The 15,206-nt window shown below is 56.5% G+C and carries 13 protein-coding genes and 2 tRNA genes; 3 read left to right on the top strand and 12 right to left on the bottom strand.

Annotation, left to right across the window (positions count from 1 at the left end):
• Positions 1–276: 276 nt before the first annotated feature.
• The 6 genes from RMS95_RS08820 to RMS95_RS08845 all read right to left on the bottom strand — a co-directional run bounded on the left by RMS95_RS08820 (position 277) and on the right by RMS95_RS08845 (position 4,912).
• Positions 277–352 (bottom strand) — tRNA-His (locus tag RMS95_RS08820).
• Between the two features lie 13 nt (positions 353–365).
• On the bottom strand, positions 366–2,261 hold the full coding sequence (locus RMS95_RS08825; RefSeq protein ID WP_310645387.1) for a SurA N-terminal domain-containing protein: 1,896 nt from the start codon (positions 2,259–2,261) through the stop codon (positions 366–368).
• Positions 2,262–2,330: 69 nt separating this feature from the next.
• Positions 2,331–2,406 (bottom strand) — tRNA-Val (locus tag RMS95_RS08830).
• A 13-nt stretch (positions 2,407–2,419) separates the two neighbouring features.
• Positions 2,420–2,692, bottom strand: coding sequence for an HU family DNA-binding protein (locus RMS95_RS08835; protein WP_100132812.1), 273 nt, complete (start codon positions 2,690–2,692; stop codon positions 2,420–2,422).
• Between the two features lie 236 nt (positions 2,693–2,928).
• Complete coding sequence (locus RMS95_RS08840; RefSeq protein WP_310645389.1) at positions 2,929–4,017, bottom strand: tartrate dehydrogenase; 1,089 nt, start codon at positions 4,015–4,017, stop codon at positions 2,929–2,931.
• Positions 4,018–4,033: 16 nt separating this feature from the next.
• Positions 4,034–4,912: an alpha/beta hydrolase gene (locus RMS95_RS08845; RefSeq protein WP_310645391.1), complete on the bottom strand. Its 879-nt coding sequence runs from the start codon at positions 4,910–4,912 to the stop codon at positions 4,034–4,036.
• Positions 4,913–4,976: 64 nt separating this feature from the next.
• On the opposite strand from RMS95_RS08845, the gene RMS95_RS08850 reads away from it, so the two are divergent.
• Complete coding sequence (locus RMS95_RS08850) at positions 4,977–5,951, top strand: LysR family transcriptional regulator (RefSeq protein WP_310645392.1); 975 nt, start codon at positions 4,977–4,979, stop codon at positions 5,949–5,951.
• Here RMS95_RS08850 and RMS95_RS08855 read toward each other — a convergent pair.
• The 6 genes from RMS95_RS08855 to RMS95_RS08880 all read right to left on the bottom strand — a co-directional run bounded on the left by RMS95_RS08855 (position 5,926) and on the right by RMS95_RS08880 (position 13,014).
• Positions 5,926–6,816 (bottom strand): DMT family transporter, encoded by an 891-nt coding sequence (locus RMS95_RS08855; RefSeq protein ID WP_310645394.1) that lies wholly within the window; start codon positions 6,814–6,816, stop codon positions 5,926–5,928. The genes RMS95_RS08850 and RMS95_RS08855 overlap by 26 nt on opposite strands.
• Positions 6,816–7,379, bottom strand: coding sequence for a CDP-diacylglycerol--glycerol-3-phosphate 3-phosphatidyltransferase (gene pgsA / locus RMS95_RS08860; RefSeq protein WP_310645396.1), 564 nt, complete (start codon positions 7,377–7,379; stop codon positions 6,816–6,818). Before pgsA ends, RMS95_RS08855 begins: the two co-directional genes overlap by 1 nt.
• Before the next feature lie 6 nt (positions 7,380–7,385).
• The gene (gene dnaE / locus RMS95_RS08865; protein ID WP_310645398.1) at positions 7,386–10,859 is read right to left on the bottom strand and encodes a DNA polymerase III subunit alpha; all 3,474 of its coding nucleotides are present in this window, start codon (positions 10,857–10,859) and stop codon (positions 7,386–7,388) included.
• Between the two features lie 71 nt (positions 10,860–10,930).
• The gene (locus RMS95_RS08870) at positions 10,931–11,629 is read right to left on the bottom strand and encodes a DUF599 domain-containing protein (RefSeq protein WP_310645399.1); all 699 of its coding nucleotides are present in this window, start codon (positions 11,627–11,629) and stop codon (positions 10,931–10,933) included.
• Between the two features lie 99 nt (positions 11,630–11,728).
• The gene (locus RMS95_RS08875; protein WP_310645401.1) at positions 11,729–12,262 is read right to left on the bottom strand and encodes a flavodoxin family protein; all 534 of its coding nucleotides are present in this window, start codon (positions 12,260–12,262) and stop codon (positions 11,729–11,731) included.
• 56 nt (positions 12,263–12,318) lie between these two features.
• Positions 12,319–13,014 carry a pirin family protein gene (locus RMS95_RS08880; RefSeq protein ID WP_310645403.1) on the bottom strand — a complete coding sequence of 232 codons (696 nt, stop codon included), beginning with the start codon at positions 13,012–13,014 and terminating at the stop codon, positions 12,319–12,321.
• A gap of 104 nt (positions 13,015–13,118) precedes the next feature.
• On the opposite strand from RMS95_RS08880, the gene RMS95_RS08885 reads away from it, so the two are divergent.
• Both RMS95_RS08885 and RMS95_RS08890 read left to right on the top strand, forming a co-directional pair.
• Positions 13,119–14,096, top strand: coding sequence for a LysR family transcriptional regulator (locus RMS95_RS08885; RefSeq protein ID WP_310645404.1), 978 nt, complete (start codon positions 13,119–13,121; stop codon positions 14,094–14,096).
• A gap of 9 nt (positions 14,097–14,105) precedes the next feature.
• Entirely contained in the window at positions 14,106–15,173 is a 1,068-nt protein-coding gene (locus RMS95_RS08890; protein ID WP_310645407.1) for an FAD-dependent oxidoreductase, read from the top strand.
• Positions 15,174–15,206: the final 33 nt, after the last annotated feature.

The following is a 15,206-nucleotide window of genomic DNA, read 5'->3' on the forward strand; positions in this document are numbered from 1 at the left end:
CCGTGACGGATGAGGAATTGACTATGATTGAAAACCGATTGAATCATCGCCCCAGAAAGCGACTAGGATTCAAGACACCTCACGAGGTATTCCATGCCTCGTTAAAGCGTGTTGCACTTCGTCCTTGAATCCGCCTGTATTCATTTGATTGTGCATTCTTGCATTCTTGATTTACGTCCGCTTGCTGCGCAAATCTGCGCTTTGCCGAACCAGCCTGTAACTCCACAAACAAAAAAGCCCCGCTCTTTTGAAGCGGGGCTAAGTTGTTGATTTTATTGGGGTGGCTGATGGGGCTCGAACCCACGACAACAGGAATCACAATCCTGGACTCTACCAACTGAGCTACAGCCACCGTAGAGATGAAATTATAACCTAGCTACTTTGATTTCTGCCTTAAATTTTTCTTTTAATGCGCGGTAGTACGCCAACCCTTCGGCAGAGGCCCACCACTGCGCATATTGGGCACGCTCGCGGGCCCGATTTTGTGCGGCATCGCGCGGCACGATCTTCTCAACCTTCACGACAGCGTAGCCACTGGTGCCCAGATCCACACCGATCCAAGCAGGCAAAGTTTGGGTGCTGGCACGCAATGCGGCTTCAATCACGGCGGGGGCAAGCTGCTGCTTTTCTTCGCGCGAGATCACGATGGGTGCTGAGAGCTTGGCAGCATCTGGTGCAGCTTTCCATTCGGTCAGTTTTGCAGCGCCCTCTTGACGCGCACGTTCTGCCGACTGAGTGGCTCTGACTTGTTCCAACACGCGTGCTTTCACTTCGTCCAGCGGCAAAGTGCGTGCTGGACTGTGCTGTGTGATGCGTGCAGCAGCCAACACGTTGGCACCCAGTTCAACAGCTTCGGTGTTGCGCTTTTTCTCAATCGAATCTGCAGAGAAGATAGACGCCAAAAACTTTGGATTGGCGAGCACGCTGGCGCCTGCTGCAGGAGAGGCATCGCGGGTCAAACCTGTCGCATGTTGAATCTCAAGCTTTAAGCGCTCAGCCGCAGGCTTCAAGCTGTCAGACTGCTCGTACACCATGTTGGTGAACTGCTCTGCTGCTTCGGCAAACTTGCGTTGGGCCAATTGGCGACGCACGTCAACTTCTAAGCTCGCACGCTGCTCTTCAAAGCTCTTTGGCTTGGGCTGCTTGATATCGGTCAAACGGATGATGTGAAAACCAAACTCGGTTTCTACGACACCACTTGTCTCGCCCTTTTTCAAGGCAAACACAGTCTCTTCAAAGGGCTTCACCATGGCGCCACGGCCGAAGAAATCGAGGTCACCGCCTTTGGTCGCGGAACCCGTGTCTTGCGAATTTTTACGGGCCAATTCAGCAAACTTGTCTGGCGACTGTTGCACGGCAGCCAACAACTCTTGCGCTTTGGCACGCGCTTTGTCGCGCTCAGCAGCAGGCGCAGCTTTGTCAGCATTGATCAAAATATGGCTGGCACGACGCTCTTCTAAGCCTGCCAAGCGCGACAGGTTTTGTTCGTAATAGCTTTTGAGTTCAGCCTCAGGCACCACGATGCTTTTTTGGACCGATGCCAAATCTAGAACAACATATTCAACGTCAGCACGCTCGACCGATTGAAACTGCTCGGCATGCAACTTGTAATACGCCTCCAAATCGGCGTCGCTTGGCTTGATCTGTGAGGCGTAGTCCGCAGCAGCAAAACGCGCCACATGAACTTGGCGTTGCTCATAAAAAGCATTCAAGGTCACGTTGGCCAAGGCAGCAGGCGAAAAGCTCGTCACACCCACGCCCGACATCACTTGACGCGATGCCAAATCGCCGCGCACTTGGGCTTCAAACATCTCAGGCGTCATGCCTTGGCCACCCAGTAGTTGACGGTAGCGCTCAATGTCCAAGGTGCCATCCGCACGGCGCAATGCTGCAATGTTGGGGTTTTGTTGCAACTCTGCGGCCAAGCGTTGGTCGCTCACGCCCAAATGCAACTGGTCTGCAGCGATTTGCAACAAACGGTCACGCACCATGCGCTCCAGCGTGCTGTATTTGGCTTCAGGCGTATCAAAGAGCTTGATGTCGGCATTGGGCATGGAACTGCGCATGCGATCGACTTGCACGCGATGCGCGTTGTCCCACTCAGCTTGCATGATGTCCACACCATTCACGGTGGCAACAGGTGCACCTTTTTCACGCGAACGGTTGTAGCCTTCCAAGCCGAACAAAACAAAGGAAGGAAAGATCAACAGGAACAGTAAAAACTGCATGATCCTGGTGTGCTGGCGGACAAAATCAAACATGCTGTGAACCCGATGTGATTCTTAGTATCAATAAAAAAGGCGAACATGTGTTCGCCTTTACTTTTGTGGTGGTGGGCGCTGACGGTCTCGAACCGCCGACCTACTCCGTGTAAAGGAGCCGCTCTACCAACTGAGCTAAGCGCCCCACCTATTCGAAATTAATTCAAAGCGTCTTTCAGACCTTTACCTGGACGGAACTTAGGCACTTTTGCAGCTTTGATTTTGATAGCGTCGCCAGTACGTGGGTTACGGCCTGTGCGGGCAGCGCGTTTGCCAACAGCAAATGTACCAAAGCCCACCAACGAAACGGTGCCACCCTTTTTCAGGGTTGTTTTCACGGCGCCAATGATCGATTCGAGCGAGCGTGTGGCTGCAGCCTTCGAAATGTCTGCGTGCTTAGCAATGTGCTCAATCAGTTCAGTCTTATTCACAAAAATCCCCTCTCATCGAGATGTGATGTTGATCGGTAGTCACAGCAGGTTCATCTGATAAGTCAGATCATCAGATCTTGTCTTTCAACACTGCCGTATTTTCTTTTACGTTACCCAAAGCATTCGAGCTTTCAGATGCAGGTATGTCAACCTGACATACCCCTGCAGAGCAACTAGGAAGCGGATTCTAGTCGGTTTTTAAAGCATTTTTGTAGGTATCACATGACACGTACAACTCACAAAACCTCAGCAATCGCACGACCGACGTCAGAAGTATTACCTTTTCCACCAATATCAGGTGTTTTAGGCGCTCCACTGCCGGGAGCCAGCACTTTTTCAATCGCAGCTAAAACTGCATCATGTGCATCTTTGTGCCCCAAAAACTCCAACATCATGGCGCCACACCAGATCTGACCAATCGGATTGGCAATGCCTTTGCCCGCGATGTCAGGCGCAGAACCGTGCACGGGCTCAAACAACGAAGGGAACTTGCGATCTGGATTCAAATTCGCGCTGGGCGCAATGCCAATCGTGCCGGTACACGCAGGCCCCAAATCACTCAAGATATCGCCAAACAAATTGCTGGCCACGACCACGTCAAAGAAGTCAGGACGTTGCACAAAGTGCGCGGTCAAGATGTCGATGTGGAACTTGTCGACGTTAATGCCAGGGTAGTTCTTGGCCATCTCCGCTACGCGCTCATCCCAGTAAGGCATGGTGATGGCGATACCGTTTGATTTGGTTGCGCTGGTCAAGTGCTTTTTAGGACGCGTTTGTGCCAACTCAAATGCAAACTTCAACACGCGGTCCACGCCAATGCGTGACATCACCGTTTCTTGCATCACGATTTCACGCTCGGTGCCTTGGTACATGCGCCCACCGATGCTGGAGTATTCGCCTTCGGTGTTTTCGCGCACGATGTACATGTCGATCTCACCAGGCTGACGTGGCGTGCCATCGCGGCGCACCACAGGGGCGATGATGCCGGGCATCAAACGGGCTGGACGCAAATTAATGTACTGATCAAATTCGCGGCGGAACATCAACAAAGAGCCCCACAGCGACACGTGGTCTGCAATTTTTTCAGGCCAACCCACAGCACCAAAGTAAATGGCGTCGTGGCCACCGATTTGATCTTTCCAATCATCGGGCAACATCTTGCCGTGCTTCTCGTAGTAGTCCCAGCTAGAAAAATCAAAGTGGTCAAACTGCAAGTCGATACCAAACTTACGTGCTGCTGCGTCCATCACGCGAATGCCTTCAGGCATCACTTCTTTGCCAATGCCATCTCCGGCGATAACGGCAATGCGGTGTTTTTTGCTCATGAAATACTCCTTGAAATTAAACAGTGAAAAAAGTTTGGGCTTCAGCAATCACTCGCTCGGGCGCCTCTTCGGCCAAATAGTGCCCACATGGCAACGCATGCCCTGAAACATCTTGTGCGCGTTCACGCCACAACGACAACACATCGAAACAGCGTGCAACCGCACCATGTTCGCCCCACAACACGCGAAGCGGTTGCGTCAATTTTCGCTCTGCCGCAATATCGGCACGGTCGTGATCTAAGTCAATCGTGGCACTGGCTCGGTAGTCTTCGCAAATGGAAACCGACGTTCCGGGCAACGCAGCGCAACGCTCATACTCGGCCAACGCCTCAGGGGCGAAAGCCGCCAAACCCGCATGACGACTGCCCATCACGCGGCGCACATATTGCGCGGGGCCCGCATCGAGCAGGGCTTCGGGCAACGGTGACGGCTGAATCAAAAAGAACCAATGCCAATAGGCGCGTGCAAACGCTTCACTGGTGTGTTCATACATGCCCAAAGTGGGCGCGATATCGAGCAGCATCAAACGCTGCACCGCCTGCGGATGGTCCACCGCCAAACGGTGCGCCACACGGGCACCACGGTCATGGGCCAACACATCGAAACGGTCAAAGCCGTGTTGCTTCATGACGGCCAACGCGTCCAATGCCATTTCGCGTTTGCTGTGGTTCAGATGTTCGGCGTCAGCGGGCGGACGCGACGAATCGCCATAGCCCCGCAAATCCATTAAGACCACGCGCCGCGTTTGCGCCAACATCGGCGCCACGCGATGCCACATCGCCATACTTTGCGGATGACCATGCAACAGCAAGAGAGGCGGGCCCTCCCCGCCTGCGCGGCTGTGCAATTGCACGCCATCGCGCGCCACCGTGAGGGTTTGGAATGAATTCAACATAGCCAAAGCTTAGCGCCCAAAAAAGCAATAATCGCGCAATTGATTATTTCCATGAGGGCAACAGTTGGAACGTTCGGATTTAGAGTTGGTGTTGGCTGTCAGACTCCACGGCAGCTTGGTCAAAGCAGCGCGTGCGCTGCAACTGGCGCCGCCTGTGGTGACCAAACGACTCTCAGCGCTTGAAAACCACTTGGGCCTGCGCCTGTTTCAGCGCACCACACGCCGCGTGAGCCCCACCACCGAAGGCCACGCTTTGTGCGACCGCGCAGCGGAGTTGTTGAACAGCTTTGCGGCCCTAGAAGACGAGTTACGCGAACGCCAAAGTGAACCCTCAGGCCCCATTCGCATCGCCTGTAGCTTTGGGTTTGGTCGCCTCTGGCTGGGCCCCTTGCTCGCCGAGTTTCAGGCTCGCTACCCCGCGGTACGCGTGGATCTGCAACTGTCCGAGCAATTGCCCGACTTGGCCAGCGAAGGCTTTGATGCAGCCATTTGGCTCTGGCATCCGCCTGCGCACATCGCGGCAGAGTGGATTTCACGCAAACTCGCCGCCAACCAGCGCGTGTTGGTGGCTTCGCCCATGTATTTGGCGGCACACGGGACGCCACAAATGCCAGAAGATTTGGCGTCACACGCCTGTTTGGTGGTGCGCGAAAACGGCGGCGAAACAGGGCAAGGGCAGCGCTTTGACCACTGGCGGCTGAGCCAAAAAGGTCAAGCCCGTGCGTTGCATGTCGCCGTCCAAGGCCCGCTGACCAGCAACTCTGGCGAAATGGTGCGCGACTGGTGTTTGGCTGGCCACGGCATCATGCTGCGCAGCCTGTGGGACATCTCACCGCAATTGACATCGGGGGAATTGGTGCGTGTGCTGCCCGACTGCGCCATGCATGACGCCGACATCCATTGGTTGGCGCCCTACCGTGCGCAAATGCCGTTGCGCATCCGTTTGCTGCAAGATTTTTTAGCCGCGCGGTTTCGCGAAGAACCGTGGAAAGCCCTCAGCAGAGTGAGCGCGGTCAGCTCGCCACACGCGGCGGCCTGACCACCAAGCTCACGCCCACGGCCGTCACAGCGATACCGACCAATGTCACCACGGTGATGGGTTCACCGAACAAAAACCAAGCCATCACCGCGGTGGTGGGCGGCACCAAATACATCAAGCTGGTGACACTCGCTGCCGCACCGCGTTGGATCAACACATACAGCAACGAGCTGCCGCCCAAAGTCAGCCCAATCACGGACCACGCCAACGCACCCATCATCTCGTGCGTCCAACGCACAGGCTCAGCCTCCCAACACGCGATCGGCAGGGTGACCACAAAAGCCGCCATCAACTGCACCGCATTGGCGCTGCGCACATCACACGGCTGCACAAAGCGCTTTTGATACAGCGTGCCAATGGTGATGGCGCACAAGGCCATGATGGCCATCGTCACACTCCAAGGCGTCACCTCAATGCCACCTTCTAGCTTTCGAGACACCACCATCGCCAAACCGACAAAACCCAAAGCCAAGCCTTGCCATTGACGGCGCGACACATGCCCACCTCGCGATGACAACCAAATCGCCGTCAACACAGGCTGCAAGCCCACGATCAAGGCAGACAAACCCGAGCCCATCCCCACTTTGACGGCGGCCCACACGCCGCCCAAATAGCCAGCATGCATCAGCACCCCCGTGAGTGCCAAGTGCCACCACTGTGCACGGCCGACTGGCCACGGCACACGTGCCCAGATCACCCAAGGTACGAAACAAACCATTGAAAAAGCGTAGCGCCACAGCAAAAACGTGAATGGCGGGGAGTTGGGCATGCCGTAGCGCGCGACGATAAAACCTGTGCTCCAAATGAGCACAAAAACCACAGGCATGGCGCGCAGCCAAGCTTGGTGAGAGCTGTCGGGACGCATTATTTGGCGTGCTGAACGATGTCAGGCCATGCCTTTTGCAGGTAGTACACCATCGACCACACCGTCAACACACCCGCCAACCAAATCAGCACCAAGCCCCACAGTGCTGTGTCGATCACACCAAACAACAGGCCGTCAAACAACAAAAAGGGAATCGCCACCATTTGCACGGTGGTTTTCAGCTTGCCCAGCACATGCACGGCCACGCTGCGTGAAGCGCCAATTTGCGCCATCCACTCACGCAAGGCTGAAATGGCAATTTCACGGCCAATGATGATCAGCGCCACCAACACATCGGCACGGCCCAAATGCACCAACACCAGCAAACTGGCACACACCAAAAACTTGTCAGCCACGGGGTCTAAAAAGGCACCAAAAGCCGACGTTTGGTTCAACTTGCGAGCCAAATAACCGTCTAACCAATCGGTCAAGGCAAACACCACAAACATGACGGTGGCCCACAGATTGCGTTGCTCCGTCGCGATGGGCAAATAAAACAGCCCCACGATCAGCGGAATAGCCACGATGCGGGCCAAGGTCATGAGCGTAGGGATGGTCCACATAAAACGTTACTCGTAAATGATTTGAGATTGACCCTCATGGGCCTGCGCCATCCAGCTCGCCAAGGCGGCATCGCTGGGGAAAAACTTTGCGGACTCGCCCAATTGGAGCTCCGCTGTGGCGCCCTCGCGCAGCAGCTTGAACCGCACGCCAAGACCGCGCACCAACTCGCCCTGCTCTGACGTTTCAACCTTGGCAGGATGGTCACGCAGCAAACGCGCCACATCGGGCGCGGTGCCATTGACGCTCACGCTGAGGTACTTGCCAAAGCGGCAGCGCGCTTGCCCCAAGTCCCACACTTGATTGATGACCAAACGCAAGCCCCCCGAAAAGCGGTCGGGCTGCGCCTTGCCCATCACGATGACCAACTCATCGTCTTTCAAGCTGTTGCGGTACTCGTTGATGGTTTTTTCGTCCGCCGTGGCTTCAATCACGCCCGACTTGTCATCGAGCTTGAAAATGGCCAACTTGCCACGTTGACCATTGATGACCCGCATGTCACTGATGATGCCCGACAGCAATTGCGGCTCACGCGAGTCCATCAAGTCTTCAATGCGGGTGCGGGCAAAACGACGCACCTCGCGCTCCACCTCGTCAAACAAATGGCCTGAAATGTAAAAGCCCAGCGCCACTTTCTCGTGGGTCAAGCGCTCCTTCACTCCCCAAGGCATGACCGACACCACCTCGGGCTCTTGGGTACTAGAGCCATGGGCATCATCACCCATCATGTCGAACAAACCGCCTTGGTTGGCATTGGCCTCGCTGGCGGCGGCAAAGTCAAAGGCACGCTCCACACTGGCCAACAATTCGGCGCGGTTCAGGTGCAAGTTGTCAAAGGCACCCGCTTTGATCAGCGCCTCAACCGTGCGCTTGTTCAAACGGCTGCGATCCACACGGCGGCAGAAATCAAACAAGCTGGTGAAAGGCCCCCCGGCTTCGCGCGCGGCCACGATGGCTTCAATCGCTTGTTGCCCCGAGCCTTTGATCGCGCCCAAGCCGTAGCGAATCACCTTGTCGGAGATGGGCTCAAAGCGGTAAAAACCACGGTTTACATCGGGCGACTCAAAGGTCAACCCCATTTTTTGGGCGTCTTCGTACAAAACTTTGAGCTTGTCGGTGTTGTCCATCTCCACCGTCATGTTGGCGCAAAAGAACTCCGCCGTGTAGTGCACCTTCAACCAACCCGTGTGGTACGCGAGCAGCGAGTAAGCGGCAGCATGCGACTTGTTGAAGCCGTAGCCCGCAAACTTCTCCATCAAGTCAAAGATTTCGTCGGCTTTGTCTTGATCGATGTTGTTTTTGGCCGCGCCCTCGCGGAAGATGGCGCGATGCTCGGCCATCTCTTCGGCCTTCTTTTTACCCATGGCGCGACGCAACATGTCAGCGCCGCCCAGCGAGTAGCCGCCCAAGATCTGCGCGGTTTGCATCACCTGCTCTTGGTAAACCATGATGCCGTAGGTCTCGGACAGCATCTCGGCGACCATCGGGTGCGGATACTCAATGGTTTCGCGCCCGTGTTTACGCGCCACAAAGCTTGGGATCAGGTCCATCGGACCAGGGCGGTACAGGGCGTTCAACGCGATCAAGTCTTCCAAGCGCGTGGGCTTGGCATCGCGCAGCATGCCCTGCATACCACGACTTTCAAACTGGAACACCGCCTCGGTCTTGCCGTCTTGGAACAAGCGGTAGGTCGGACCATCGTCCAGTGGAATATTCTCAAAGGCGAAGTTCTCTTGGCCTTTGTGGCGCTTCATGATGAACTCGCGTGCGATCTCCAAGATCGTCAGCGTCGCCAAGCCCAAAAAGTCGAACTTCACCAAGCCCGCGGCCTCGACGTCGTCTTTGTCAAACTGGCTCACCGCCGATTCGCTGCCCGGCTGTTGGTACAACGGACAAAAGTCGGTCAGCTTGCCGGGGGCAATCAACACGCCGCCTGCGTGCATGCCCACGTTACGCGTCATACCTTCGAGCTTTTGCGCCAACTCCAACAAGGTTTTGACTTCATCTTCTTTGGCCAAGCGCTCGGCCAAGATGGGCTCGACCTCAATCGCGCCAGCAATGGTGATGTGCTGACCCGGCTTGTTCGGGATAAGGCCACTGATGCCTTTGCAAAACGTGTAGCTCATGTCCAGCACACGCCCCACGTCACCAATCGCGGCACGCGCCGCCATGGTGCCGAAGGTGGCAATTTGCGACACCGCCGCACGGCCGTATTTGTCTTTCACGTAATCAATCACGCGGTCGCGGTTGGTTTGGCAAAAGTCAATGTCAAAGTCGGGCATCGAGACCCGCTCTGGGTTCAAGAAACGCTCAAACAGCAAGTTGTATTGCAGCGGGTCCAGATCGGTGATCTTCAGCGCGTACGCGACGAGTGAACCCGCACCTGAACCACGGCCTGGGCCCACGGGGCAACCATTGGCCTTGGCCCATTGAATGAAGTCACCCACGATCAAGAAGTAGCCAGGAAAGCCCATCTTCAAAATCGTGTTCAGCTCAAACTCCAAGCGGTCCACGTAACGCGGGCGCACCTCGTCTCGTTTGGCCTCGTTGGGATATAAGTGCTGCAAGCGGGCTTCCAAGCCCTCGTGCGACACATGGCGAAAGTAATCTTCCACCGACATGATCACGCCGTTCACCGGCGGAATGGGGAAGTTCGGCAACTGCGGTTTGCCCAACACCAAGGTCAGGTTGCAGCGCTTGGCAATTTCTAGGGTGTTGGCGATAGCACTGGGCACATCGGCAAATAACGCCTCCATTTGTGCCGACGACTTGAAATACTGCTCTCGGGTGAAACGGCGCACGCGACGCTGGTTGCCCAAAATTTCGCCCTCGGCAATACACACGCGGGCCTCATGCGCCTCGTAGTCATCGGGCAAAGTGAACTGAATCGGGTGTGTCGCCACCACGGGCAAATTCAAACGCGCTGCCAATTGCACCGCGGCCGTGACATGCGCCTCGTCGTCCGCACGGCCCGCACGCTGCAACTCAATGTAAAAGCGGTGCGGAAAAATACCAGCCAATTGCAAGGTCACTTCGCTCGCTCGGGTCGTGTCACCTTGCACCAAGGCTTGGCCGACCACCCCCGCTTGGGCGCCGGACAGCGCAATCAAACCTTGCGACAACTCTTGCAGCCACGCCAACTTGACCACGCCCACCGCTTTGATGACGTTTTGCGTCCAGCCTCGGCTGAGCAACTCACACAAGTTCAAATAGCCTTGGTGGCTGTGCACCAGCAAAATCATGCGCGAAGTTTGTGCGGGATCTTGCGTCAGGCTTTCGAGATAAATCTCAGCGCCAATCACCGGCTTGACACCCTTGCCACGCGTTTCTTTGTAAAACTTGATGGCACCGTACATGTTGTTGATGTCGGTGATGGCCATCGCAGGCTGTTGGTCAGCCGCAGCCGCTTTCACGACCTCGTCGATGCGGTTGGTTCCATCGACGACAGAAAACTCGGTGTGAAGGCGCAGGTGAACAAACATGCTGCAGATTGTAGAGATCAGAGGCCGGCACTTACCGCCTTGTAGTCGCCAAATCAGGGAATATTTCGGGCCTACTCTTGGAGCAGCATCAACACTTCAGACTTAAATTCACGGGTGTACAAAATACCTGCGACCAACATGGTCGACAGCACAAACACCATGGGCGAAAAAAACCAACCCAATGCGGCAAACGAAAAATAGTAAGCACGCAAGCCCCCATTGAAAGTTTCGGCGGCCAAACCCGTCATCGCGGCCGCACGGTCAGCGTAATGGGTGCGATTGACCACGCCTTCGTTTTCAAAACTCGAGGGAGGTGGCATGGCACCGATCAACAAGGCCACGAAGGTGTATTGGCGCATCGACCATGAGAAGCGAAAAAACGAATACACAAAGATCACGACCAACACCAAAATCTTGAACTCAAACACCAGCATGGGCGTTTGCTCAGCAAACGGAATTTCCCGCACCAACTCTGCGGCTTTGTCGGTGGTGCCCAACAGAGCAAACAAGCCGCCCAAAATCAAAATGGTGGTGGAGCAAAAAAACGCAGGCGTGGCCGACAAGGTTTGCGTGATGATGCCGTCCAACATGCGCGGATCACGCGCCGTGGTTTGCAACATCCACAAGTGGCGGTAGCGGTTGGTCATCGCCAAAATGGAATGCTGGCCATCGCTCCAATGCTTGGCAAACAAGGTGTAAGCCACCCAGACCAACACAAAAAATCCGAGCGCGAACCAATCGGCCCAAGGCAGCAGTTGAATGATTTTCATAGTGGGGATGCTACCCAAAGAAAAAGGGCATCTCAAAGGAGATGCCCTAGGGCCGCAAGAAAAACGGCTGGCAACGCCTAAGCAGGCGTCAACCTGCGATTAACCGCGCAATTTCGCAGCCACGCCAGCCACGCGCTCGCCGTAGGCTTTGGCGGTGTCCAAGTCGCCTTGAGGAATGTCAGCCGCTGGGCTGGTGGGGCCAACTTGGGCCATCACGCCAGAGTTAGAACCAATGCGGTTGATGGTGCCGTCGTTCATGGCGGGTTGACCCACCCACACCATGCCTTGTTGCATGGCCAAGGTCATGAAATATTGGATGGTCGACAACTTGTCGCCGCTGGGGCTGGCAGAAATGGTGAAGCCACCCGCGACTTTGTCTTTCCAAGCGCTGCTGAACCAACGCTTCGACGTGGCGTCCGCAAACTTCTTGAACTGCCACGAGGCCATGCCCATGTAAGTGGGTGAGCCAAAGATGATGGCGTCCGCCGCATCCAAAGCTTCCCAATCGGCATCGGTGATGTTGCCATCTGCATCGATGGCGATGGCTGTGGCTTTGGCGCCTTCGGCCACAAATTGGGCCACGCGTTGGGTGTGGCCGTAGCCTGAGTGATAAACAACAACGGTTTTGGTCATAGAGAACTCCTGTGAGAGGGTTAAAAAATCAAAAAATAAGGGGGGAAAGCAAGAGGTTAAGCGGCCAAGTCAAACACCAAGACCTCGGCATCATCGCCGTGGTCGAGGGTGATGCTTGGTTCGCCATCCAACAAAGCAGCGTCACCGGCAGACAAGGCCACGCCATTCACGTTCAGGCTGCCACGAATCAGGTGCACATAGCCTTTGCGTTGTGGGGCGATCGGCAAGACCGCCGACTCCGCGCCATCAAACAAGCCGGCGTACAGCGACGCATCGGCGTGAATTTTCACCACCGCACCGTCTGGGCCAGCAATACGGCTCAACGCGCCACGCTTGGACGCTGGGGGCACCGTTTTTTGCTCGTAACTCGGGGCAATGCCGCGCACGTTGGGCTCAATCCAAATTTGGAAGAAATGGGTGGTTTCGGCAGGCGCGTGGTTGAACTCGCTGTGCATCACGCCACTGCCCGCGCTCATGCGCTGCACATCCCCGGGTGGAATGCCTTCAATGTTGCCCATGCTGTCTTTGTGCGCCAAGTTGCCTTGCAGCACGTAGCTGATGATTTCCATGTCGCGATGCCCGTGGGTGCCAAAACCACCGCCGGCCGCAATGCGGTCTTCGTTGATCACACGCAAATTGCCCCACCCCATGAATTGAGGGTCGTAGTAATTAGCAAACGAGAAGCTGTGAAACGACTTGAGCCAGCCGTGGTCGGCATAGCCGCGGTCTTGAGATTTGCGAATGGTCAACATGAGATGTGCTCCTTAGGCTGAACTTTAGTCCCTTCATCTCCCTTGGCCGTGCACCGCATTTGATGGCATCATTCAAATTATTTGAACGATAAACCCATTCATTCATGAACTCTGCCCGCGACGTCCTGACCCCCGACTCCTTGGCCATGCTGCACGCCATTGAAAAAGCGGGCAGTTTTGCCGCAGCAGCCCGTGCACTGGGCTTGGTGCCCAGCGCCCTCACCTACCGCGTTCGCCAAATCGAAGATGCGCTGGACGTTTTGTTGTTCAACCGCAGCTCTAGGCAAGCCAAACTCACCGCGGCAGGCGTGGAGTTGCTGCGTGAGGGCGAGCGTTTGCTGGCCGACATCGATGCCATCGCCAACCGTGTCAAACGCGTGGCCACGGGCTGGGAAAGCCAGTTCACCATCGCGGTAGACGGCATCATCGACCGCAACACCGTGATGGAGCTGTGCGAAGCCTTCATGGCCTTGAACGCGCCCACCCGCCTCAAGCTGCGTGACGAAACCCTCACCGGCACCTTGGCTGCCGTCACGAGCGGTCAAGCCGATTTGGCGTTGGGAATTCCCGGCATTTTGAGCGAGGGTGGCGTCTCGTCAGGCATCCACAGCCAAAGCTTAGGCACCATGAAATTTGTCTTCGCCATGGCCCCCAATCACCCGCTGGCAAACGCCCCCGAACCCTTGACGGATGCGTTGATTGGCCAACACCGCGCCGTCGCCGTGGCAGACTCGGTGCAAAGTGGCACAGGCATGACCATTGGTTTGCTGCCGGGGCAAGACGTGTTCACCGTCTCCAACATGGACCGAAAAATCGATGCCCAAGTGCGTGGCATTGGCGTTGGCTTCGTGCCCGAGTTGATGGCCCAACCGTGGATCAAAGCGGGACGGTTGGTGACGCGTGAAGTCGAACGCCCACGACGCGAGTCCAACGTCAGTTACGCTTGGCGCATCCCCGACGGCAGCGAGGGCGAACGTGGTGGCCGCGCTTTGCAGTGGTGGCTCAAGCAACTCAAAAGCACCGCCACCCGATCTGCCCTATTGGTGAACCCCCGAACCCTCAACCCCAAACACAACGTGTAGAGTGCACCCATGACCTTAAACATCGCCATCATCGGAGCCGGCATCGCTGGCATCACCGCAGCCCGCACCTTGGCACAAGCTGGCCATCGTGTGCATGTGTTTGAAAAGAGCCGAGGCGCAGGTGGACGCATGTCCACCCGCGAAGGCGTCTTTGGCACCTTCGACCACGGCACCCAATATTTCACGGTGCGGGACCCGCGTTTCTCGCTGGCACTGCAAACTGTTCCTGGCACCACCGAGATTTGCCGCCCATGGAGCGCCAACGCTGTGCGCGTGCTCGACCCGCTGGGCCATGTGTTTGAGGCTGCACGCAACACCAAAGACGCCCACTTCGTGGCCAAGCCCGGCATGAACGCCTTGGTTCGCCACTGGGCCAAGCCTTTGGGCGCTGCGGTGGCTTGCCAAACCCAAGTCACGCGCTTGGAGCGCTCGGCCAAAGGCCTGTGGACGGTCCACGCCGTCAACAGCGCCTCGGGCAAAGACGTGAGCGAAAAGCACGCTGGCTTTGACCGCGTGCTGATGGCCATGCCCTCGGTACAAACCGAACAACTGCTGCGCAACTCCGGCAAAGCCACCGCCAGCGCCGCTTGGCTCAAAGCCATGGCCAAGGTGGAAGTTGCGCCCTGCTGGACGCTGATGTTGGCCTTCCCCAACGCCATCCAACCCGATTTGCACATTGGCCCCCAATGGAACGCCGCACGCAGCACCCACCACCGCGTGGCGTGGCTGGCGCGTGAATCGTCCAAACCCGGTCGCGGCAAATTAGAACGCTGGACAATCCAAGCCAGCGCAACTTGGTCCACCGAGCATTTGGAAGATGCCGCCCCCCGCGTGCAAGCCAAATTGCTGCGTGCCTTCTCCGAATTGACCGGTATTCGCGCCGAGCCGTCCCATGCCGAAGTGCACCGCTGGCGCTATGCCAAAACCATCACGCCCTTGGGCGTGTCGCACCAATACAACCCAGCCAACGGCTTGGGCACTTGTGGCGATTGGCACTTGGGCCACCGCGTCGAAGACGCGTTTGTGTCGGGCCTTGAACTCGCCCTGAGTGTTTGCCAATCCGCACACCGTCTGTAACCCGCTCACACGCGGGCAACGCGTGTGATTTTT

Origin of the sequence: Limnohabitans sp., assembly GCF_031539175.1 — a bacterium.
Classification (GTDB): Bacteria; Pseudomonadota; Gammaproteobacteria; order Burkholderiales; family Burkholderiaceae_C; genus Limnohabitans.

Bases quoted from the DNA above. Each gene is read 5' to 3' on its own strand.
- dnaE (WP_310645398.1), bottom strand. From the start codon at position 10,859: ATGTTTGTTCACCTGCGCCTTCACACCGAGTTTTCTGTCGTCGATGGA.
- RMS95_RS08845 (WP_310645391.1), bottom strand. From the start codon at position 4,912: ATGTTGAATTCATTCCAAACCCTCACGGTGGCGCGCGATGGCGTGCAA.
- RMS95_RS08825 (WP_310645387.1), bottom strand. From the start codon at position 2,261: ATGTTTGATTTTGTCCGCCAGCACACCAGGATCATGCAGTTTTTACTG.
- RMS95_RS08890 (WP_310645407.1), top strand. From the start codon at position 14,106: ATGACCTTAAACATCGCCATCATCGGAGCCGGCATCGCTGGCATCACC.
- pgsA (WP_310645396.1), bottom strand. From the start codon at position 7,379: ATGTGGACCATCCCTACGCTCATGACCTTGGCCCGCATCGTGGCTATT.
- RMS95_RS08885 (WP_310645404.1), top strand. From the start codon at position 13,119: ATGAACTCTGCCCGCGACGTCCTGACCCCCGACTCCTTGGCCATGCTG.
- RMS95_RS08855 (WP_310645394.1), bottom strand. From the start codon at position 6,816: ATGCGTCCCGACAGCTCTCACCAAGCTTGGCTGCGCGCCATGCCTGTG.
- RMS95_RS08880 (WP_310645403.1), bottom strand. From the start codon at position 13,014: ATGTTGACCATTCGCAAATCTCAAGACCGCGGCTATGCCGACCACGGC.
- RMS95_RS08870 (WP_310645399.1), bottom strand. From the start codon at position 11,629: ATGAAAATCATTCAACTGCTGCCTTGGGCCGATTGGTTCGCGCTCGGA.
- RMS95_RS08840 (WP_310645389.1), bottom strand. From the start codon at position 4,017: ATGAGCAAAAAACACCGCATTGCCGTTATCGCCGGAGATGGCATTGGC.
- RMS95_RS08875 (WP_310645401.1), bottom strand. From the start codon at position 12,262: ATGACCAAAACCGTTGTTGTTTATCACTCAGGCTACGGCCACACCCAA.